This window comes from Bradyrhizobium sp. 134, assembly GCF_023074155.1.
Taxonomy (GTDB): Bacteria; Pseudomonadota; Alphaproteobacteria; order Rhizobiales; family Xanthobacteraceae; genus Bradyrhizobium.
The window spans coordinates 401,095-421,835 of sequence record NZ_JADPKX010000034.1 but is presented as its reverse complement, the minus strand read 5'-3'; the positions used below and the strand labels follow the sequence as shown (position 1 = coordinate 421,835).

At 63.9% G+C, this 20,741-nt stretch carries 21 protein-coding genes and 1 tRNA gene; 7 read left to right on the top strand and 15 right to left on the bottom strand.

Annotation, left to right across the window (positions count from 1 at the left end):
* Positions 1-12: 12 nt before the first annotated feature.
* Entirely contained in the window at positions 13-285 is a 273-nt protein-coding gene (locus IVA75_RS11705) for a DUF1150 domain-containing protein (RefSeq protein WP_007598581.1), read from the top strand.
* 211 nt (positions 286-496) lie between these two features.
* On the opposite strand, the gene IVA75_RS11700 is transcribed toward IVA75_RS11705, so the two are convergent.
* The 10 genes from IVA75_RS11700 to IVA75_RS11655 form a co-directional block, all read right to left on the bottom strand.
* On the bottom strand, positions 497-1,609 hold the full coding sequence (locus IVA75_RS11700) for a tetratricopeptide repeat protein (protein ID WP_247285087.1): 1,113 nt from the start codon (positions 1,607-1,609) through the stop codon (positions 497-499).
* Between the two features lie 104 nt (positions 1,610-1,713).
* Positions 1,714-2,175, bottom strand: coding sequence for a PTS IIA-like nitrogen regulatory protein PtsN (ptsN, locus tag IVA75_RS11695; RefSeq protein ID WP_027514736.1), 462 nt, complete (start codon positions 2,173-2,175; stop codon positions 1,714-1,716).
* A 238-nt stretch (positions 2,176-2,413) separates the two neighbouring features.
* Positions 2,414-3,019, bottom strand: a complete 606-nt coding sequence (gene raiA / locus IVA75_RS11690; protein ID WP_027566178.1) for a ribosome-associated translation inhibitor RaiA — start codon at positions 3,017-3,019, stop codon at positions 2,414-2,416.
* A gap of 80 nt (positions 3,020-3,099) precedes the next feature.
* Positions 3,100-4,713 carry an RNA polymerase factor sigma-54 gene (gene rpoN, locus IVA75_RS11685; RefSeq protein WP_247285086.1) on the bottom strand — a complete coding sequence of 538 codons (1,614 nt, stop codon included), beginning with the start codon at positions 4,711-4,713 and terminating at the stop codon, positions 3,100-3,102.
* Positions 4,714-4,804: 91 nt separating this feature from the next.
* Entirely contained in the window at positions 4,805-5,803 is a 999-nt protein-coding gene (gene lptB / locus IVA75_RS11680; protein ID WP_027514739.1) for an LPS export ABC transporter ATP-binding protein, read from the bottom strand.
* A gap of 279 nt (positions 5,804-6,082) precedes the next feature.
* A complete protein-coding gene (locus IVA75_RS11675; RefSeq protein WP_247285085.1) occupies positions 6,083-6,793 on the bottom strand; it encodes an LptA/OstA family protein in 711 nt (236 codons plus the stop codon).
* 5 nt (positions 6,794-6,798) lie between these two features.
* Positions 6,799-7,527, bottom strand: a complete 729-nt coding sequence (gene lptC / locus IVA75_RS11670; protein ID WP_247285084.1) for an LPS export ABC transporter periplasmic protein LptC — start codon at positions 7,525-7,527, stop codon at positions 6,799-6,801.
* A gap of 144 nt (positions 7,528-7,671) precedes the next feature.
* On the bottom strand, positions 7,672-8,286 hold the full coding sequence (locus IVA75_RS11665; protein WP_007598566.1) for a ribonuclease D: 615 nt from the start codon (positions 8,284-8,286) through the stop codon (positions 7,672-7,674).
* A gap of 119 nt (positions 8,287-8,405) precedes the next feature.
* Positions 8,406-9,920 (bottom strand): 4-amino-4-deoxy-L-arabinose transferase, encoded by a 1,515-nt coding sequence (locus tag IVA75_RS11660; protein ID WP_247285083.1) that lies wholly within the window; start codon positions 9,918-9,920, stop codon positions 8,406-8,408.
* A complete protein-coding gene (locus tag IVA75_RS11655; protein ID WP_247285082.1) occupies positions 9,917-11,440 on the bottom strand; it encodes a hypothetical protein in 1,524 nt (507 codons plus the stop codon). The genes IVA75_RS11660 and IVA75_RS11655 overlap by 4 nt, the downstream gene beginning before the upstream one ends.
* A gap of 563 nt (positions 11,441-12,003) precedes the next feature.
* On the opposite strand from IVA75_RS11655, the gene IVA75_RS11650 reads away from it, so the two are divergent.
* Complete coding sequence (locus IVA75_RS11650; RefSeq protein WP_247285081.1) at positions 12,004-12,465, top strand: lysozyme inhibitor LprI family protein; 462 nt, start codon at positions 12,004-12,006, stop codon at positions 12,463-12,465.
* A 301-nt stretch (positions 12,466-12,766) separates the two neighbouring features.
* On the opposite strand, the gene IVA75_RS11645 is transcribed toward IVA75_RS11650, so the two are convergent.
* Positions 12,767-12,853 (bottom strand) — tRNA-Leu (locus tag IVA75_RS11645).
* Positions 12,854-13,013: 160 nt separating this feature from the next.
* Here IVA75_RS11645 and IVA75_RS11640 point away from each other — a divergent pair.
* On the top strand, positions 13,014-13,979 hold the full coding sequence (locus IVA75_RS11640) for a complex I NDUFA9 subunit family protein (RefSeq protein ID WP_247285080.1): 966 nt from the start codon (positions 13,014-13,016) through the stop codon (positions 13,977-13,979).
* A gap of 67 nt (positions 13,980-14,046) precedes the next feature.
* On the opposite strand, the gene IVA75_RS11635 is transcribed toward IVA75_RS11640, so the two are convergent.
* A complete protein-coding gene (locus tag IVA75_RS11635; protein ID WP_027566187.1) occupies positions 14,047-14,853 on the bottom strand; it encodes an undecaprenyl-diphosphate phosphatase in 807 nt (268 codons plus the stop codon).
* Positions 14,854-15,022: 169 nt separating this feature from the next.
* Between IVA75_RS11635 and IVA75_RS11630 the strand changes: the two genes are divergently transcribed.
* The 3 genes from IVA75_RS11630 (at position 15,023) to IVA75_RS11620 (ending at position 17,835) form a co-directional block, all read left to right on the top strand.
* Positions 15,023-15,715 (top strand): glutathione S-transferase family protein, encoded by a 693-nt coding sequence (locus IVA75_RS11630; protein WP_007598553.1) that lies wholly within the window; start codon positions 15,023-15,025, stop codon positions 15,713-15,715.
* Positions 15,664-16,854 carry a tRNA epoxyqueuosine(34) reductase QueG gene (gene queG, locus IVA75_RS11625; RefSeq protein ID WP_247285079.1) on the top strand — a complete coding sequence of 397 codons (1,191 nt, stop codon included), beginning with the start codon at positions 15,664-15,666 and terminating at the stop codon, positions 16,852-16,854. The genes IVA75_RS11630 and queG overlap by 52 nt, the downstream gene beginning before the upstream one ends.
* Positions 16,855-17,037: 183 nt before the next feature.
* On the top strand, positions 17,038-17,835 hold the full coding sequence (locus IVA75_RS11620; protein ID WP_247285078.1) for an acyl-CoA thioesterase domain-containing protein: 798 nt from the start codon (positions 17,038-17,040) through the stop codon (positions 17,833-17,835).
* A gap of 17 nt (positions 17,836-17,852) precedes the next feature.
* Here the strand turns inward: IVA75_RS11620 and IVA75_RS11615 are convergent, their stop codons facing one another.
* Both IVA75_RS11615 and IVA75_RS11610 read right to left on the bottom strand, forming a co-directional pair.
* Positions 17,853-18,320, bottom strand: coding sequence for a nuclear transport factor 2 family protein (locus IVA75_RS11615; protein WP_247285077.1), 468 nt, complete (start codon positions 18,318-18,320; stop codon positions 17,853-17,855).
* A gap of 137 nt (positions 18,321-18,457) precedes the next feature.
* Positions 18,458-19,306, bottom strand: coding sequence for an alpha/beta hydrolase (locus IVA75_RS11610; RefSeq protein WP_247285076.1), 849 nt, complete (start codon positions 19,304-19,306; stop codon positions 18,458-18,460).
* A 249-nt stretch (positions 19,307-19,555) separates the two neighbouring features.
* Here IVA75_RS11610 and infC point away from each other — a divergent pair, with 249 nt between their 5' ends.
* Positions 19,556-20,095 (top strand): translation initiation factor IF-3, encoded by a 540-nt coding sequence (gene infC / locus IVA75_RS11605; RefSeq protein WP_155809540.1) that lies wholly within the window; start codon positions 19,556-19,558, stop codon positions 20,093-20,095.
* Positions 20,096-20,250: 155 nt separating this feature from the next.
* On the opposite strand, the gene IVA75_RS11600 is transcribed toward infC, so the two are convergent.
* Positions 20,251-20,655, bottom strand: a complete 405-nt coding sequence (locus IVA75_RS11600; protein WP_027566193.1) for a hypothetical protein — start codon at positions 20,653-20,655, stop codon at positions 20,251-20,253.
* Positions 20,656-20,741: the final 86 nt, after the last annotated feature.

Below are 20,741 nucleotides of genomic sequence, written 5' to 3'. Positions count from 1 at the left end.
GGAGTCGAGACCATGAGTGAAGGTCACGTTGCGTTCGAATACGAAGCCAAGAACGTCTCGCCGGAGACGCTGGCAACCCTCGGCGAAGGCCATATCGCCTATGTGAAGCAGATCCGCTCCGAGGATGTGCCGGGCCTGTTTCCCGAAGCGCCGAAGATCGCGCCGGGCCTCAAGCTCTTCGCGCTCCACGCCGCCGACGGCACGCCGATCATGCTGACCGACAGCCGCGAAGCCGCGATCGCCAACGCCTGGAGCAACGAGCTGCAAGCGGTGAGCGTGCACTGAGCACGCGCACGTCGCACGTCGCACGAATAGGGTTTCAAGCGGGCATGCCTTCGCAGGAAGGTGTGCCCGTTTTTATTTCGGCTGATGAAGTTTCCACGTCGTCATTGCGAGCGCAGCGAAGCAATCCAGAATCTTTCCGTGGAAGCAGTCTGGATTGCTTCGTCGCAAGAGCTCCTCGCAATGACGGAGTCGAGAGCGCGCGGCTCCGCCGTCACTTCACGAAACCAAGTCCTTCGCGCGCCGTATCCACGGCCCATTTGTCGCTCAGTGGCAGCGCGAGCACGCTGTTGAAATCCGCGCGCGCATGTCTGGCGTCGGACATCATCATGTAGAGGAGAGCGCGGTTGACCAGGGCGAGCTGGCTTTTCGGATCGTGCCTGATCGCCTCGTTGTAGTCGGCGAGCGCGCGATCGTGCTGTCCCATGTCCCGAAACAGACCGGCGCGACTGCTGTAGGCTTCCGAATTCCCCGGCCGTAATCGGATCACTTCGTCGAAATCGGCAAGGGCGCGTTTGTCGTCGCCCTTCCTGTGCAGGACGACGCCGCGAACCAGATAGGCCTTTTCGAAAGACGGCCTAATCCTGGTAACGTCATCCAGCTCCCGGATGGTGCTGTCGGCATCGTCCTTCTTCAGGAACACCATGGCCCGGCAATAGTGGCCGCCGGCACTTCCGGGCTCCAGGCGGACGGCGCTGTCGCAGTCGTCCAGAGCTGCATCGATCTCGCCCTTGTTGAGGCGAACGGTGCTTCGCAACTCGTAGGGCCAGGCGGCGGCCGGATTGCGCTGCATCGCCTCGCTGTAATCGGCGACGGCGTGATCGGTGTCGCCCTTCGCTGCATACACCTCCCCTCGCATGACGAGCGCACGGTAAGCCTGCTTGGGGCTGCGTTCGATGGCCTCGGTGAAGCCGGCGATCGCGCGATCGAAATCGCCCCCGTTGAAATACGCCTCGGCGCGCGAGGTGTAGGACGCCCCATAATTTGGGTCGAGGCGAATGGCCTCGTTGTAGTCGATCATGGCGCGCTCGCGATCGCCTTTGGCAGAATAGGCGCGACCGCGGCAGTGATAGGCCCGCCCGAAATTCGGATCGATCCGGATCGCGGCGCTGCAATCCTCGAAGGCGCGATTCCAGTCGTGCTTGATGTAGTAGGCTTCGCCGCGCAGCTCGTAAGCGACCGCATTGGTTGCGTCGGCTGCGATGATCTCGGTCTTCTCCGCGATGACGCGGTCGTTGGACGCCTCGTCGGCGCGGGCCACAGCGGTGGCGACAATGGTGATGGAGCAAAGCAGACCAAAAACCCGCCCGATCGAACCGCAAATCATCTTGCAAAATCCCCGCGCCGAAACCGTGCCGGAGACGAAATATCGCAGCACCCGGCTGCCCAATAAGTCGCAGACGGCGCTGCGTCGGTTCGAGAGAGAAAGGGTTACGCCGCCGTCGCCGGCGGCAGCGCCAGCACGGAATAGATCGCCTGGGCATCGCGCGAGGCGCGGAGCTTCTTGGCGATATCCTGGTCGCGGAGCAGGCGGGCGATGCGGGCCAGTGCCTTGAGGTGATCGGCGCCGGCGCCTTCGGGGGCGAGCAGCAGGAAGACGAGGTCGACCGGCTGGCCGTCCATCGATTCGAAATCGATCGGACGATCGAGGCGCGCGAACAGGCCGAAGATCTTTTCCAGCTTGGGCAGCTTGCCGTGGGGAATGGCGACCCCGTAGCCGACCGCGGTGGTGCCGAGCTTCTCGCGCTGCAGGAGCACCTCGAACACGGAACGCTCGTTCTGCCCGGTCAGCTCGGCGGCCTTGGCCGCGAGTTCCTGAAGCGCCTGCTTCTTGCTGTTGACCTTCAATGCCGGGAGAATCGCCTCGGGCGCGACCAGATCGGTAATCGGCATGGAAGTCTTCCGAGGTGAATGAAAACGTCAGGTTCCGAATTGGCCAGCCTGGACAAAGAACCTGGGCGGGCCGACGTCAAGAAGTTGAAGCAGGAGGCGGACTTAGCTCGCCCCTGATGTGGGGGGCTTCTACTCCAACGCAATCCCGGTGCCAACTCCCGCGTGCAGCTTTGCCCCGGTCATTGTTAAGGCGGAAAGGGGCTCCCGGCGCGGGGGCCCCAGGGCGTCGCCCGCGGCCTCAGGCTTTGCCATCCGCCTTGGCCCCCGGGGGATCGATCCAGCCGACATTGCCGTCGGCCCGGCGGTAAATGATGTTCACCCGGCCCGAGGAGCCGTGCTGAAACACCAGGCAGGGCGCCCCGCTGAGGTCGAGTTCCATGACCGCTTCGCTGACGGACAGCGGCTTCAGCGAGGTGGTGGCCTCGGCGATGATGACGGGGCTGTAGCCGGTGATCTCGTCCTCGTCCTCACCCTCGCCCGGGGCTTCCAGCACGTAGCTGGTGGCATCCATGGCGGCCAGCGCCGCGGAGGCGACATGGGCCTTGCGTGCGGAGCGATCCTTGAGCCGGCTCTTGTAGCGCTTGAGCCGCTTCTCGATCATCACCAGCGCCTGGTCGGCACTGGCATAGGCATCCGGTGCGTTCGAATCGGCCTCGAGCGTGATTCCCGAATCAAGATGCAGCGCACAGTCGGTGCGGAAGCCGAAGCCGTCCTTGCTCAGCGTGATGTGGCCGGAATAATTGCCGTCGAAATATTTGCGCAGGACCTCTTCAGTCCGGTCGGTGACACGGCCGCGCAGGGCCTCGCCGACGTTGACGCTCTTTCCCGAGATGCGGAGAGTCATGTGAACCTCGCTTGGTTCGTGCCTGGCCAGGATCGGGCCCGATAGCAGATCGAGAGTAGCGCGATTTGGCGCCGGCGCAATCAGGCCGGTTCGGGATTGCGGGAGCGATCGGCCATGGCGGTGGAGAGGACGTTACCAAGAGCGCTCTGCTTGTCGCGACGGCGTTGCACCGAGGAAGGAATGCGCATGGCTTCGCGGTACTTCGCGACCGTGCGGCGGGCGATATCAATGCCCGAGCCGCGCAAGCGTTCCACGATGGTGTCGTCGGACAGGATCGCAGACGGCGCCTCCGCATCGATCAGCAGCTTGATGTGGTGACGCACGGCTTCGGCCGAATGCGCCTCGCCGCCATCGGCCGACGCGATCGAGGCCGTGAAGAAATATTTCAGCTCGAACGTGCCGCGATTGGTCGCCATGTATTTGTTGGCGGTGACGCGCGACACCGTGGATTCATGCATCTGGATGGCGTCGGCGACGGCCTTCAGATTCAGTGGTCGCAGATGCGCCACGCCATGGGTGAAGAAGCCGTCCTGCTGGCGCACGATCTCGGTTGCGACTTTCAGGATGGTGCGGGCGCGCTGGTCGAGCGCGCGCACCAGCCACGTCGCGTTCTGAAGCGCGTCGGTGAAATACGATTTGTCGCCATCCTTGCCGATCTTCTTCGAGAGCTGCGAATAGTAGGTCTGGTTGACCAGCACGCGCGGCAAGGTGTCGCTGTTGAGCTCGACATGCCAGCCGCCGTCGGGACCCGGGCGGACATAGACATCGGGCACCATGGTCTGGAGCCGGGCCGTACCGAACTTCATGCCGGGCTTGGGATTGAGCCGGCGGATCTCGCCGATCATGTCGGCGATGTCCTCGTCGTCGACGCCGCAGAGCTTGCGCAAGGCCGCGACGTCGCGCTTGGCGAGGAGATCGAGATGCTCGACCAAGGCCTGCATCGCGGGATCGTAGCGGTCGAGCTCGCGGAGCTGGATCGCCAGGCATTCGCTCAAACTGCGCGCGCAGACGCCGGGCGGATCGAATTTTTGCAGGACGGCAAGAACGTTCTCGACGTCCTGTTGCGATGCGCCGAGCCGTTCGGCGGCCTGGCCGAGATCCGGGGGCAAATAGCCGGCCTCGTCGACGAGGTCGATCAAATACTGGCCGATCATGCGCTGCGCGGCCCCGGTGAAAGCAACCGAGAGCTGCTCGGCGAGATGGTCGCCGAGCGTCATCTCCGCGGCGACGAAGGCTTCGAGATTGTAGTCCTCGTCACCGGAGGCGCCGCCGCCCCATTCGGTATAGGTGGTCGGCGCCGCATCCTGGGCGGTGCGGGCGGCCGCCTCGGCCGGTTCCTCGGAGAAGACGTTGTCCAGCCCGGTGTCCATGGTCTGCTCGATCTCGGCGCGGGTGCCGAGATCCTTGCTCATCCACTCTTCCTGGCCGGGCTCGAACGCTTCGCCCGGGCCGCCGCCCGGCTCGTCGTTGTGGCCGCCGTCGCTGTCGTTGAACTGGCCGGTCTCGGCCGGGCCCTCGCCCGCGGGCGGCTCGTCATTGGCCCGTTCCAGCAGGGGGTTACGCTCGAGTTCCTCTTCGACGAAGGTCGTGAGATCGAGATTGGACAATTGCAGCAGCTTGATCGCCTGCATCAACTGCGGCGTCATGACCAGCGACTGCGATTGCCGGAACTCTAATCTCTGCGAAAGCGCCATGAAGCAAGAACCGATCCCAAAAAGTTGGTCCGATTTTTGCTTATCCTAGTCTAAGCCCGATGTACACGTCTTGACGAATTGGAAAAACGGGCTAGAGGCGGAATTCCTCGCCAAGGTAAAGGCGGCGCACGTCCGGATCGGCCACGATCTCATCCGGGCTCCCCTCGGTCAGGATTTCACCGGCATAGACGATGTAGGCGCGATCGGTGAGGCCTAGCGTCTCACGCACATTGTGGTCGGTGATCAGCACGCCGATGCCGCGGTTGGTGAGATGGCGAACGAGGTCCTGGATGTCGCCGACCGCGATCGGATCGATGCCGGCAAAGGGCTCGTCGAGCAGCATGTAGTTCGGACGCGTCGCCAGCGCACGCGCGATCTCGACGCGGCGCCGCTCACCGCCGGACAGCGCGATCGACGGCGATTTCCTCAAGCGCGTGATGTTGAATTCGTCGAGCAGCGAGTCGAGCTGCTGCTCGCGCTTCTTGCGCGAGGGCTCGACCACTTCGAGCACGGCGCGGATGTTCTGCTCGACCGTGAGGCCGCGGAAGATCGAGGCCTCCTGCGGCAGATAGCCGATGCCGAGCCGCGCACGCTGATACATCGGCAGCTTGGTGACGTCGTGGCCGTCGAGCTCGATCGCACCGCGATCGGCCTTGATCAGGCCGGTGATCATGTAGAACACGGTGGTCTTGCCGGCGCCGTTGGGGCCGAGCAGGCCGACCGCTTCGCCGCGGCGCACATAGATGCTGACGCCGCGCACGACCTGGCGGCTGCCAAAACTCTTTTCCACGCTATGCACAGCCAGGAAGCCCGGCCTCTTCAAGAGCTGCGGCCCGCCGGACCCGTTGGGCCTGCCGGCAGCCCTCACGGGGTGAACCGCCTGGGCCCGAGGCGGCTCGGCCTGATAGTCGCCCTGGAATTGATCGGGCGCATGCATCGGTTGGTTACGGGCGATCGGCGGCGCGTCCCTGACCGGGCTGGCCACGAGACCGCCGACGCTGTCACCGAGCGCGGTGATGTCCTGGCGCGCAAATCCTGGCCGGCCGCGTTTGGCGGGGCGCCGACGGAACATGCTGAAGAGATCGACCATCCCCGCCTTCTAGCCTTTCGCGACGATTCTGCGCGACGATCCTGCGCGGTATTCGCGCGATCTGCCGCGCCGGCCTCAGGATTCGCCGACGCAGCATGAATGAAGGGATGTCTCATGCCCAGTGAAACACGCCCGAAAAGCGGCGAACCCCGCTTCGAAAGCCCTTTGCGCTAGATACAGTCTCGACGGGCAAGCTTCAACCTCGGATCGGGAGTGATCGAGCCAAGCAACTGAAATCATTCTTCAAATTTACTTCGCCTGGCTTGGACTTAACTGGACTTATTTGGGCTTATTTGCGCCAGGCAATTGCAGAGGTCCCGCGCCGGGCTTGCCCGCGCCTCCGGATCCGCAATCATTGCCGCCGCCCTGCGGCAGCAGCGCCTGCACCCGGCCGCTGTCGGATTCCACACGCGACACGCCCGTGGTCATGTCGACCGCCAGCCGGTCGCCGCGCAGCACGTTCTTGCACTGCGTCAAGACGACGCCGCCAAGCATGGTGATGAGGTTGGTGCGGGTGTCGAACACGGCGGTCTCGCCCGTCACCACCTGGTCCTTCTGGGTGACCACGACATTGCCGCGCGCCTCCAGCCGCTTGATCGAGGAGTTCCCCCCCGGCCCCGGCGTCGCCGACTGCATCGGCGCCCCCTTTGACGCCTTTGCCGCAGGCTGTGGCGTGGCCGGCTTGTCGCCGCCCGAATCGTAAAACACCACCAGCGTCTTCGAGGTCATGGTGGTGTCGCCCTGGATGACCTTCACATTGCCGGAGAAGGTCGCTTCCTTTTTCTTGTCGCGCATCTCGAGCGAGGCGGCTTCGATCTGGATCGGCTGATCGCGGTTCTGCGAGAAGCCCTGCATCGCGTTGGGCACGCCTTGCATCGTGCTCTGCGCGCTCGCCACGCCCGTTGCGACCAGTGCGATGCCGACGGCGAGCGCGGCCGCACCAGGGATGACGCGCCGCTTGTCGTGGTTGCGCGGGAAAAACCTGATCATGAAAATCACTTTGAATTGGCGGACTTGTTCGGGGGCGTACGTGTCTTCGCCGCCGGCGCGGGTTCGGCCGGCGCAGGCTGAGCGGCGGCGGGATCGTCCAGCTTGTCGAGGTGCATCACCACATTGCCTTCGAAGCGGATGACGTCGCCGCCCTCCGTGATCCGCAGCCGATCGGCGGTCAGCGTTCCGTTGGTCAGCTTGACGTCGACATGCTCATCCGACGAAACCGTACCCTTGCCCATGTCGACGAAGGCCGAGTTCAGCCGCGCCTCGTAGCCGGTCGAGGTGCGCAGGAAGATGTCCTTGTGCAGGTCGAGCTGTTGCTGCTTGTTGTCGAACCGTCCGGTGCGGGCATCGAGGAACAGGGTCGATTGGTCTTCCATCAGCACCTTCGCGCGCAGATCATGGAGATCGACATGATCGGGATCGGTGATGTCTTGGGTCGCGGTCTTGGCCCAGAGCTCATAGGGCCGCTGGTCCGGCGTGAAGCCGGACATATGCGGCGATTCCATCGTGATCTTGGTGCCTGTCACCACGAGATTTCCGGAGTCGAGCTTCACGGGGATCTGGAACGGGTTGAAGATGGTCGAGATGAGGACGAGCAGACCCATTGCCGCAGCCACCGTCGCCGGCACCGCGACGCGCAGAATCCGCACCAGGCGGCTGTGGCGCGCCGCGCTGGCGAACTTCGCCGCAAGCGCGGCATCGTAGGTGACATTATGGGCCGAATTCACCTGGGCTCCTGAGGTGTCGCCCGCCTTGTCCGGCTGGCGGGCGCCCCATTGTAGCCGGCAACGCCAAAATATGCAGCCAGCGACAGGCCGTTACGAAAGTGTCTGAAACGGGGCGACCGCCCCACCCGGCCGCTACGCGAAACGCTAGGAATGCGCGAAAATGTCCTCTTCGGCCCAGCCCTGGAGATCGAGCAAGGCGCGGGTCGGCAGGAAGTCGAAACAGGCTTTGGCCAGCGCGGTGCGGCCTTCTCGCGCCAGCATGGCATCGAGCCGCTCGCGCAAGCCGTGCAGATGCAGCACGTCGGAGGCGGCGTAGGCGAGCTGCGGCTCAGTCAGGCTGTCGGAACCCCAATCGCTCGATTGCTGCTGCTTGGAGAGATCGACATTGAGCACCTCGCGCACGAGGTCCTTGAGACCATGGCGGTCGGTATAGGTGCGGATCAGGCGGGAGGCGATCTTGGTGCAGTAGATCGGCCCGGTCATGACACCAAACGTCTGATACAGCACCGCGACGTCGAATCGCGCAAAGTGGAAGATTTTCGTGTTCGCGGGATTGGCCAGCAGCGCCTTCAGGTTCGGCGCGTCGGTATGACCTTTGGGGATCTGCACCACGTCCGCGCTGCCGTCGCCGGGCGAGAGCTGCACCACGCAGAGCCGGTCGCGATGCGGGTTCAAGCCCATCGTTTCGGTATCGATCGCCACCGCTCCGGTGTAGCGGGACAGATCGGGCAGGTCGCCGCGGTGCAGGCGTACGGTCATGGCGTTTCAAACCTCAATCGAATCGGTGCGCCTAGGCAGGCTAATCCCCGGGACAGACGCTGGCGAGGGCCGGCCGCGATGTATCCGCTGGCAGCCGCCGGCGCAAGCATCAGGCGCGGCTAGTAGTTCAGGCGCACGAGCACGTCGTTGACGCCGAAAGGGCTGGCGGGCGCATCGCAAGCCCCGCGCCGCGCGAAGACGCAGGCCGGCTTGTCATCGCTCATCATCGCGCAACTTCGTGGCGAGAAATCCGCCGGCAATTCGCTGGCCAGGCTCGTCGGGCCGATGATGCGGTTGAACCCGGCCTGGTGCGTCTTCACCACAGCCGGAAGTCGCCCCTTGGCCAGGGGGTCGTCCCGATAAAAGGAATAGATCGGCCGGCGGGCCGCGAGCTGCCCGCGTCCGGGCACAAAGGGATAGTTGATCGCGTACAGGGCCAGACCGCAAAATTCAGGATCGGCCTCGAGCTCCGCCATCAGCTGGGCCACGCCGATGCCGCGCATCCAGTTGTCACGCATGATCAGCGTTGCGCCCGACAGACCGAGCGAGAGCAGCAGCCAGCCGCCACATACGACGGCAAGTGAGCGCCACGGGTTTTGCCGGCGCATCATCTGGACCCAATCGGCGGAGCCAAGTGCCGCCGCGATGATCAGCAGGGCGATCGACAGGAAAATGAAGCGGTATTCCTTGTGCACGATCATGCTGTGAAACGCGACGTTGACGACGGCCGCGACGATCAGCAGGGGGGCATGTCGCCAACCGCGCCAGAGCGCCAGCAGCATCAGCAGCGTCGTGCCCGACCACAGAATTGAAGCCTGCAGAACGTAGGCGGCCGCGGGCGCGTCACCGAATTCCGAAGCGCGGTCATGCAGGAGGTTTTGCTGAATATTCCGGACGAGCCACGCAAACGGCGCTGAGCCGTGGGCCAGGTCGAGGGCGCTGGACAGCACCAGGACGACGCATCCGCCCGCGACCAGGGCGATCGCGTTTCGCAGGTCGCGCCAGCACGCCGCCAACGCAAACACCGCGCAAGCCGGTACATATTGAAAGCGCCAGACACAGGCGAGAGCAAGCAATGCGCCCGCGGTGAAGAGCCGGTGTCGCGCCAGTTCGCCCGTCAGCAGATAGGCCGCCGGCAAGATCACGGCCGTCGCCAGCGGTTCGCTCAGCGTGTGGGGCGCGTAATAGACCAGCTCAAACCAGACCGCGGCGGCAAACGCCGCAACGACGGCATGCGACCGGGAGATGCGTTCGCCGAAATGCCAGGCCGTGACGACGATCGACAGCGAGGCAAGCCCGACCACCAGGCGAGGGACGACGAAGGCACCCCATCCGCCCGGCGCAAGCCAGTCGCCGAGAGCGACCGGCCCTGCGAACAAGGTCGGCAGAAACCAGCTCCGGATGCCGTCGCGCCATTCCCAGGTGACGACACCCTGGTGGCCAAGCAGGCGCCAGGCCGGCTCCAGATATTGATACAGCTCGTCGACGTGAACGATGTTCGGCCAAAAGGCGAGCGGCAGCCGGACTGCCGCAGCCAGTAGCAGCAATGCGCACAAGGCGCCGTACCGCGTCGCGAAGCTTTCGGCTTTGGCGGCGGGCGCGATCGCGGGCAGAGCTGCGGCGCTGGTCGTCATTGTGTTTTGGCTTCGCCAGCCAAACTGGATTGGGGCCTGACGTAAACGGTCACGTAAGCGCCGGTGTATTGCTCGCGCCAGCCTCGCCGCTCCACCAGGAACTGCCGCAGCTGTTCGTGCGCCTTGACCCACAGCACGGCGTCGATCCGGTATTTGTCGAGCACCATGTCCCATGTGGCCTCGTCGATGTCCCAGCTCACCAGCTTGAAATAGTCGCGCAGCAAATCGTCCGGATAGGCGGTCGCGGCGCGGCCATCGACGAACGGGCGAACGGTGCCGTGCGTCGTGAAAATCAGGTAGCCGCCGATATTCCAATGGTTCAGGACCCGCGCATCGGCGAAATTGTTTTGCAGATAGCCGGCATCTTCGCTCGACAGCATCGTCGGAAGTGCGAGCGCCGGCGCAACGCGCAAATAGGCCAGCGGCAGGCTGCCGAGACCGACGATGCCGGCGGCCAGCAACGCTCCACGCACGTCAACAGCGGTGAGACGCCGAGGCAGCAAGCGGCTGAGGTGAAGCGCCATCGGCACAGTCGAGAAGATGAAGAAGAACGCGATGTACCTGAACTGACACAGTCCCAGAATCAGGAACAGCCAGGACATCAATCTCGGTTCGAGCGGGACTGGCCTGGAATTTCTGTAGCGAAGCTCGAGCGCGACGAAGGCCAGCATATACAGGATGCCCGGAATGCTGCCGGGTATTTCAATGTTGTCGTAGTAGGACCGCCATTCGGTAATGTTACCCTGGACGAAGTGCCCCATCGTCGCGGCGGCACCGGCATAGATATTCCAGCCGAGCGGATTGACGAATGTCGCAGCAAGGCACCCGATTGCCGCGAGAACGAGGACCCTGAGATCGGCCCAGGCGCCTCTGAGGAAGGCGGCGCCGCAGAAGACGCCAATCACGAAAAACCCGAGCAGAAAACCGCCGTGCAGATTGGCCCAAAACGCCATCAACACGGGAAGCACGAACCATCGCGTACGTCGCAGGCATTCGCGATAGAAGACGACGCAGAACAGCATCGTGCATGTATTCGGCGCGACCGCGAGATACATGTTCGGCGCAACTTCGTAGGCGGGATAGAGCAGGCAGGCCAGGAAGACTGCCACGCAAACCGCAATCGCCGACGCACCGTAGCCGAGAGAGATCGCAGTCAGGATGCCGGCAATCGCTGCACCACAGGCCACCGTCGACAGGACGAGGCCTCCGAAGCCCGCGTATTGAAGCGTCGCACTGGCGAGCGCGTCCCAGAGCCAGGACAGATTGAGCCACGACTTGTCGCCGTGGGTGAACGACCAGGGGTCGTGGAGCGGGATGGCGTTGCGTTCCCGGATGAGATCTCCGGCCGCGAGATGCCAGCCCAGATCGTAATGACCGAGCAGAAGCGGCGCGTTCAAGACGTAAAACAGGCAAATGAACGAGATCAGGAACAGATAAATTCCCGATCTCAGGAAGAACGGGCTGATCGCGTTCGCAACCTTGTCGAATGCCGGCTCGTGCCAGACCTGGTGCTGATCCACCGTTTCCCTCACGACAAAGCGAGCCCGATGGCTCCGTGCTCGCCGACGGCCGGATGCGAGCCTGCCCGCTGACTTAGGGCCAGTTTGTCTAAAGTCGGGTAAATTCGGACGGTGCAATCGATGGGGTTTTGCGGAATGAAAATCGGCCCGACGGCCGGCTTCGAAAGCCTCCAAGCGGCTGTTCCGACTTGAAAATTTTAACGCCCAAGAGGCAGAGCCCGTGCGTGCCTTAACCGGTCCCGCCGTCATTATTCGTCAGCGTAGCTCCTGTTCCACATTCAGGTGAACCAACGCTGGGCCTTCGATGACCAAAGTTGCATGTATCACCTATTGGTCGAAAATCTCGTAAGTCAGGTCAAGGCGCATTCAAAGGCATTGATTGGAGAGGGCATAGCCGAAGCCGCATACCCCCTCGTTTTCCCTTCGCCCTCGCCGTCCGGCCCTTCCGCCACAGCCGCCGGTCTACCGTCTCGCTGAGCTTCATGTGCTCGCAGTGGTATTGTGTTCCATATTTTCGATGCGCCGAACGGAGATCTCCAATGAAGCTCAAACTTGCCGCCGCGATGCTCGCCGCAAGCCTCCCGCTCGCATCGATGGCTTTCGCCCAAGGCATCGCGCCAGCCGAACTTGCGGTGATCGATGGCTGCCTGAAGACCGCGGAGAAAACCGGCGGCTTCGGCGGCGCGTGCGTCGGGCTCGTCGCCGACCCCTGCATCAAAGCGGCAGAGGGCGCGAATGACGATGTCGCCAAATGGAAAGCCTGCGCGGCGCGCGAACTCGCCATTTGGACGCAGAAAACCAATGAGGCGCTAAAGAAGGTTCAGGCCGGCGGGTTCGCCGACGTGATCAAGGCGGTCAATGAGTCGCAGAAAACTTTCGCCGCGTCGCGTGATGGCTTCTGCGCGGTCTTCGACAAAGTCGATCCCGGCATGTACCGGGGCAGCGCGAGCTACTGCCGCCTGCGCGAGACCGCGAACCGCTCACTGAGCCTGATCAAGCTCGGCGCTGCGGTCAACGAGCACTGAGATCTCCTAGGCGCTTGGGGTCATCAGCTTTGCCGACCTTTTCCCACATGGCGACGACAGCTTCGGCCGCGAGCGCGGTGGACGTCGTTCATAGCTCACCTAGCATCCGGGCAACGGCTGTCGGCGCGTAGCGCTTGCCTGAGCGACTGAAGCCAGCCGCCTCCAGATCGCCTGCGATCCGAGCCGACCGGACGAGCGATGTAGGCCATTCGGTACGCCATGAGCGCCGTGCCTCGGTTTTGTGTACCGGTCAGCAGCTCAAATTCCCTGCAGAAGCGATTTCAATCGCTTGAGTAGGAGATGGTGCCCAGGAAAGGACTCGAACCTTCACGGCCGTTAAGCCACTGGCACCTGAAGCCAGCGCGTCTACCAATTCCACCACCTGGGCATGCCGGTTAGGCACGGAGGCGGTTACTACGGTTCGGTGACGCGGTTGTCAATTCATGCTTGAACCCCGCTTCGGGATGCGGATTGCGCATCGCAAACCGGCCCGATACAAACCTGACGAGACGCACTCTTCCCGCAGGAATGACCCAGGAATGGATCCCATGGCATCGAATCTGGACACGCTCGTCACGGTTTTCGGCGGATCGGGGTTTTTGGGCCGGAATGTGGTCCGCGCACTGTGCCGGCGCGACTACCGGGTCCGGGTCGCGGTGCGGCGGCCGGAGCTGGCCGGGTACCTCCAGCCCTCCGGCAAGGTCGGGCAGGTCCACACTGTGCAGGCGAACGTGCGTTATCCGGCCTCGATCGAGGCGGCGCTGCGTGATTCGCATGTCGTGATCAATCTGGTCGGCATCCTCGCCGAGGGTGGCGCGCAGAGTTTTGACGCCGTCCAGGCCAAGGGCGCCGAGACCATCGCCAAGGCGGCGGCCGCCGCCGGGGCACAGCTGATCCATGTCTCGGCGATCGGCGCCGACGCGGAATCGCCCTCGCGTTATGCCAGAGCCAAGGCGGCCGGCGAAGCCGCGGTCCTGGCCGCGGTGCCGTCGGCGACGATCTTCCGCCCCTCCGTGATGTTCGGCCCCGAGGACCAGTTCACCAATCGCTTCGCCGCCCTGGCGCGGATGTCGCCGGTGCTGCCGCTGATCGGCGCCGACACCAAGATGCAGCCGGTCTATGTCGGCGACGTCGCCACCGCGGTCGCGGATGCCGTCGACGGCAAGGCCAAGGCGGGCGCAACCTACGAGCTCGGCGGCCCGGAAGTGCTGACCATGCGCGAGATCATCGAGGCCATTCTCGAGATTGCCGATCGCAAGCCGATGCTGATGCCGCTGCCGTTTGGCCTCGCCCGCTTCAAGGCCAACTTCCTGCAATTCGCGCCGGGCGCGCTGAAGCTGACGCCGGACCAGGTCACGCTGCTCGCGCGCGACAATGTGGTTTCGGACGCGGCGAAGGCCGCCGGGCTAACGCTGGAAGGCCTGGGCATCACGCCCGACTCGCTTGAGGCGATCGCCCCGCAATATCTCTGGCGCTTCCGCGCCGCCGGGCAGTTCCAGCGCAAGAGCGCGTAACCAGCCCGCCGTCATGCCGGGCATGACGAACTTCAGCGTCCGGACTGCAGTTGTTTGACGTTCGGGTCTACCGCCCCAGCGCCAGCGCGATCAGGCCCAGCGTGCCGACGATCACGCGCCACCACGCGAACACCACGAAGCCGTGGCGGGTGACGTATTCCAGGAACGTCTTCACCACGATGATCGCGGTGACGAACGACACCACGAAGCCGATGGCGACGATGCCCATGTGGTCCATCGTCATCTCGGAGCGGTTCTTGTAGAAATCGTAGGCGAACGCGCCGATCATGGTGGGAATGGCGAGGAAGAACGAGAACTCCGCCGCCGCGCGCTTGTCAGCCCCGAGGAACATCGCCGCGACGATGCTGGCACCGGAGCGCGACACGCCCGGGATCATCGCGATGCACTGTGCGATGCCGATATAGAGATACATCAGCAGCGGAAACCTTGTGGCGTCGTGCTCGCGCGCCTTGAGATCGAGCTTGTCGACCCAGAGCAGGATGGCGCCGCCGACGATCAGCGAAAAGCACACCACCCACGGATTGAACAGCATGCTCTTGATGTACTTGCCGGCGACGAGACCGACGACGACAGCGGGCAGGAACGCCACCAGCACGCCGATCACGAAGCGCCGTGCATAGGCGTCGCCCGTGAACATGCCGATCGCGACGTCCCACAATTTCTTGAAGTACAACACGACGATCGCGAGGATCGCGCCGAGCTGGATCAGGACCGTAAACGAGTCCCAGAACGCGCCCTCGCCGAGATGGAAGAAGCGCTCCGCGAGCAGCAAATGGCCGGTCGAGGACACGGGAAGGAACTCGGTCACACCCTCGATGATGCCGAGGATCACTGCCCGTATTGCATCTGACATATTTACGGTCCATTTCGGCTGGAAAAGCGGGGCTCTTCTCGCCCATCCGCTCCCTTGCTGCAATCGCAAAATGCGGCGGCGCGCCCTTGCTTCGCGGTTTTGAATGACTAGTGTGGCGCCGCACAAACATTGATGGATTCTTAAGCACCATCACATAGTCAAAGGCTTCATGTTTACGCTGTTTCATCATCCGTTCTGCCCGCATTCGCGGTTCATCCGCCTGATCGCGGGAGAATACGGGCTTGAGCTGAAGCTGATCGAAGAGCGCAGCTGGGAGCGGCGCGAAGCGTTTCTGCTGCTCAATGCGGCGGGCACGACGCCCGTTCTGGTGGACGACGAGCAGCCGCCGATCCCGGGCGCGGCGATCGTCGCCGAATATGTCGACGAGGCCTATGGCTCCGAGATGGGACTGAAGCGCCTGATGCCGGACACGATCGGCGAGCGCGTCGAGGTCCGCCGGCTGATGGCCTGGTTCAACGAAAAGTTCTTCGAGGAAGTCTCCCACCCGCTCGTCACGGAGCGCATCTACAAGCGTTTCATGAGCGAGGACAACGGTGGCGGCCCGCCCTCGGCCGACGTGATGCGCGCCGCCAAGGCCAACGTGCGCTATCATCTGGCCTATATCGGCTGGCTGGCGCAGACGCGTAATTTCCTCGCCGGCGACCGGCTCAGCTACGCGGATCTCGCCGCCGCGGCGCACCTCTCGGCGATCGACTATCTGGGCGACGTGCCATGGAGCGAGGACGACGCGGCAAAGGCGTGGTACGCACGGGTGAAATCCCGCCCGTCGTTCCGTCCGCTCTTGAGCGAATGGCTGGCCGGCGTGCCGGCGTCGCGGACCTACGTGGACCTCGACTTCTGAACTCCGATCCGACCGAACTGAAGACGGCGCTGGCAAACGAGGCCCGCGCGCTCGGCTTCGACTGCATCGGCATCACAGAGCCCGGCACGATCGAGAGCGCCGGACAACATTTTCTCGAATTCATCGCATCCGGCGGCCATGGCGACATGGACTGGCTCGCCGCGCAGCCGGAGCGCCGGGTCGATCCGCGCGGGCTGTGGCAGGACGTGCGTAGCGTCATCATGCTCGGCGTCAATTACGGCCCCGATCAGGATCCGCTCGCGATCCTGCAACAGCGCACGCGCGCGGCGATCTCGGTCTATGCGCAAGGCGACGACTATCACGACCTCATCAAGAAGCGCCTGAAGGCACTGGCGCGATGGCTGGTCGCTACCGCAACTCGTGAGGTGACGCCTTGCGAAGTGAAAGTGTTCGTCGACACCGCGGCCGTGATGGAGAAACCCTTGGCGCAAGCCGCGCGTCTGGGCTGGCAGGGCAAGCATACCAATCTGGTCTCGCGCGAATTCGGCTCATGGCTGTTTCTCGGCGCGATCTACACCACGCTGGAACTGCCGCGCGACGACGCCGAGATCGATCATTGCGGCTCGTGCCGGGCGTGCCTCGACATCTGCCCGACCGCGGCCTTCCCTGCGCCCTACAAGCTCGATGCGCGGCGCTGCATCTCCTATCTCACCATCGAGAACAGGGGACCGATCCCGCGCGAATTTCGTAAACGCATCGGCAACCGCATCTATGGCTGCGACGATTGCCTCGCCGCCTGTCCCTGGAACAAGTTCGCGCAGGAGGGCCGTGAGGCCAAGCTCGCCGCACGTGACGCTTTGCGCGCGCCAGGTCTCGCCGAGCTCGCGCGGCTCGACGACGCGTCGTTCCGTGCGCTGTTCACGAAGTCTCCGGTGAAGCGCATCGGCCGCGACCGCTTTTTGCGCAACGTGCTGATCGCGATCGGCAACTCCGGCGATGCGGCACTGGCGGACGAGGCGCGGCGGTTGCTGGAGGATGAGAGCGCGCTGGTGCGCGGGGCTGCGGTGTGGGCGCTGGGGCAGCTGGTGCCGCGAGACGAGTTCGAGGCGATGAGGACGAATGCGATTGCTGGCGAGAGCGACGAAAGCGTGCGTGAGGAGTGGCGCACCGCCCCCTAATCCTCCGCTGTCATGCTCCGCGAAAGCGGGCATCCAGTACGCCGCGGCCCATCGATTCAATCACGGCCAGCTCGGAGTACTGGATCGCCCGGTCAAGCCGGGCGATGACACCTGTTGTTGTGGCGAGCAGGCACGCTCTCGCCACCCTTGATTTCCCCACACGTTCCTTCAAGCTCGCGCATCATGACAAACATGCCTTTCTTCACCCGCGACGGCGACACTTTCCACCCGACGGAAGTCGCCAACGGCCCGTGGGATCCGAAATCGCTGCACGGACGCGTCATCGTCGGCCTTCTCGGCTTCGCCATCGAGGAGCGCCATTCCGGCCCCGAATTCGTGCCGGCGCGGCTGACCGTGGATATGTTTCGGCTGCCGACCATCGACAAGCCGATCGAGGTGACGACACGGCTGGTGCGCGACGGGATGCGCATCCGCGTCGTGGAAGCGGAGTTCTTTTCCGGCGGCGTGGGCATGGCGCGCGCCTCGTGCCAGCTGTTGCGTCGAACGCAGAATCCGGACGGCAATGTCTGGTCGCCGCCGAACTGGGACGCGCCAAAGCCGGCCGACATTCCCAAGCCCACCGATCCCAGGCTCGGCATGAACGGCAAATGGACCACGCGACCGATTGTCGGCCAGATGGGCTCGCTCGGGCCGAGAAAACTCTGGATGAGCGAGGTGCGCGAGCTGGTCGCGGGCGTGCCGATGACGCCGTTCGTCCATGTCGCCACCGGCGCCGACTTCGCCAGTCCGTTCGCGAACGCCGGCGACAAGGGGCTCGGCTACATCAACAGCGACGTTACGATCTATCTGCACCGCCTGCCGGTGACGAGCTGGATCGGCTTCGAGGTGGTGAACCACCAGGCCACCGACGGTGTCGCGATCGGCGAATGCTGGCTCTACGACGAAGCGGGCCCGATCGGCACAGCCACGGTCGCCGCGCTGGCGCAGCGCAAGCCGATGGTAAATCCGTCGAAGCGGTAGGTGCGCAAGAACGACGGCTAGCCAAAATGCCGCTGCATCTCCGGCCGTGCCTTGAGCTCCGCGCCCTGCCTGGCGACGATCTTCGCGATCCGTTCCGGCGCAAACTTCAGATCGACAAATGCCGGCGCGGTGTTGGCGACCTCGTGATAGCTGACGATCCTGCCGTCGCGAAGCGTCATGATCGCCACGCCCTCGAACATCGCCCGCGCGCCATCGGCCTCCGGCAAGGTCGAGCGATAGCTGAACGTGTAGCGCGCATAGAGCGTGGTGCCGTTCGACACGGGATCGTGCATGTCCCAGCGGAAGTCGGTTGCCGTGCGATAGAACCAGTCGTCGATCATCGCGGCGATCTTCTCGCGGCCGGCGAAGGCGCCGTAGAACACGTCGTGATAGACGCCGTCCTCGGTGAAGAGATCAGCGAACGCTTTTCCGTTGCGTTGTTCGACGGCGTCGCAGAACGCGCGCAGCATGGCGGTGGTGGTCATCGGCGATTCTCCCTCTTCTTGTCATGCCCCGCGAAGGCGGGGCATCCAGTACGCCGAGGCTTCTCGCTTCAATCACTACAGTCTCTGGAATACTGGATCGTCCGCCTTCGCGGACGATGACACTGAGCAAAATACCTTCACCCGATCTCGGCCACGGCGGCAAGAATGCGGGCGATGTCCTGCGGGCGCGAGAGGCGGTGATCGCCGTCCTGGATCATGGTCAGCACGACGTCGTCGGCCGGCAGGCGATGGGTCAGCGCGAACGCGTGCTGCCAGGGCACGTCAGGATCCTGCGCACCTTGCAGGATGCGGACGGGACAGCCGAGATCGATGGCGCTGCCGAGCACGAGGTGGTTGCGCCCCTCCTCGATCAGATTTCGCGTGATCGGATAGGGGGAGCCGTCGCCATAATCCGATGGTCTCAGCCAGACGCCTTTGGTCTCGATTTCTTTCTTCACCGCGGCCGGAAAATTCTTCCACATCAGCTCCTCGGTGAAGTCCGGCGCCGGCGCGATCAGCACCAGGCCCGCCAGCGAGGCCTTGGCTTGCTGTTTCTCTTGCCGCTTTTTGATCTCGCGCGCGAGCAGCAGCGCCATCCAGCCGCCCATCGACGAGCCGATCAGGACTCGCGGGCCGTCGCAGAATCGCTCGAATACCGCGACGCTTTCCTCGAGCCAGCGCCCGATGGTTCCGTCGGCGAAATCGCCGCCGGATTCGCCGTGGCCGGAATAATCGAAACGGACCACGGCGCGGCCGTGGTCCCGGGCCCATTCGTCCAGCGCCACGGCCTTGCTGCCCCGCATGTCCGATTTGAACCCGCCGAGCCAGACCAGTCCCGGTCCTTGACCAGGTTCTGGACCAGATTCTTGATCAGATTCTTGACCAGATTTTTGGGCCGCGCGGCGGCGCACCGCGATCCGGCGTGCGGAGGGGCCTTCGCCCACATCGATGAAGTCGAGCACGGCATCGGGAATTGGGTGATTCATGGAACGTTTACTCTGGCTGTGCGGTTTGAGCTGTCCGGACGTGCTCCGCAGCGCAGCTGGACGTCGTCATTGGCCCTTTGGGACGCTTGCGGAACAGAAGCAAGGTGTCTATGTCCCTCTGCGTGCCCCGCCGTGGCCAAAATGCCTCGCATTTGAGGCTTTTTCGACCGCCGCACGAGCGGTTGCTTGCCGGCAACCGTATCTTCCTGCAAAATAGCCGCCTCTTTTCATAACTTTGGAGAACCACCCATTCGCCGTCCAAATAAAGCCCCGCCCACTGCCGCCAAAGACGGGCCGCGCATCAATGACGATATTCGCAATGCGCAGATCCAGCTGATCGATCAGACCGGTGACAACAAGGGCACCATCGAGACCGTCGCGGCTATCCGCTTGGCCCAGGAAGCCGGCATGGATCTGGTCGAGATCTCGCCGAACGTCAGCCCTCCCGTCTGCAAGATCATGGACTACGGGAAGTATAAGTACGCCGCGCAGAAAAAAGCCACTGAAGCCCGCAAGCGGCAGAAGATCGTCGAGATCAAGGAGATCAAGCTCCGCCCGATGATCGACGACCACGATTACGAAGTGAAGATGCGCGCCATGCAGCGGTTCTTCGAAGAAGGCGACAAGGTCAAGATCACCCTGCGCTATCGCGGCCGCGAAATGGCGCACCAGGAGATCGGCACCAAGCTGCTCGACAAGATCAAGACCGACGTCGCCGAGCTCGCGAAGGTGGAGCAGGACGCGCGGTTCGAGGGCCGTCAGGTCGTCATGGTTCTGGCGCCGCGCTGACGCCGGTTCTTTAGGCTGAAGAATTCAACGGCCCGTCCGGATCTCCGGCGGGCCGTTTTGTTCTTTGTCGGATATTCGAGCCGCGAGCACCGCTGCGACCTCTCCGGCTTGCGGGAGAGGGAGCGCACCTCCATCGCGGAGATGGCTCGCTCGAATTACGTCCTTGTCGCCTGCCAGATGCCGCTGCAGCGGTCGCCGGAGATGATGCCGTGCCAGGAGCCGGTCCCGGCCGCGCCGGCGAGCCGGCCGCCGCCGCTGGCATGGGACGCCCCGACCGAAACCTCGACCGCGACGCCACCGCTGCGATTGACCTTGCCGGAGACCCGGCCACCGCCGGCGGACGACACCCGACTGCCGGCGACGGTGAAGGGAACGCTGTAGCCGGAGCTGCAATTGCCACGGGTGGTGGCGAAGGTGACGTTCCAGACGCCGTCATAGCCGCGGATGCGAGCATCGGCAGTCGACGGAAACGCAGCCATGGCGAGCACAGCCAACAGCGCCAGGCGGCGCGGACGAGCGACATCCGTCAAAGACGGAAGCGATTGGGAAAAATAGGGCATTTTAATCCTGCTCCGGCGACACGGCTCGGACATGAGGTTAGCAATTCCGGATAGTCGGCGGCTAGGTTCCACCGGTTCATCGTTGC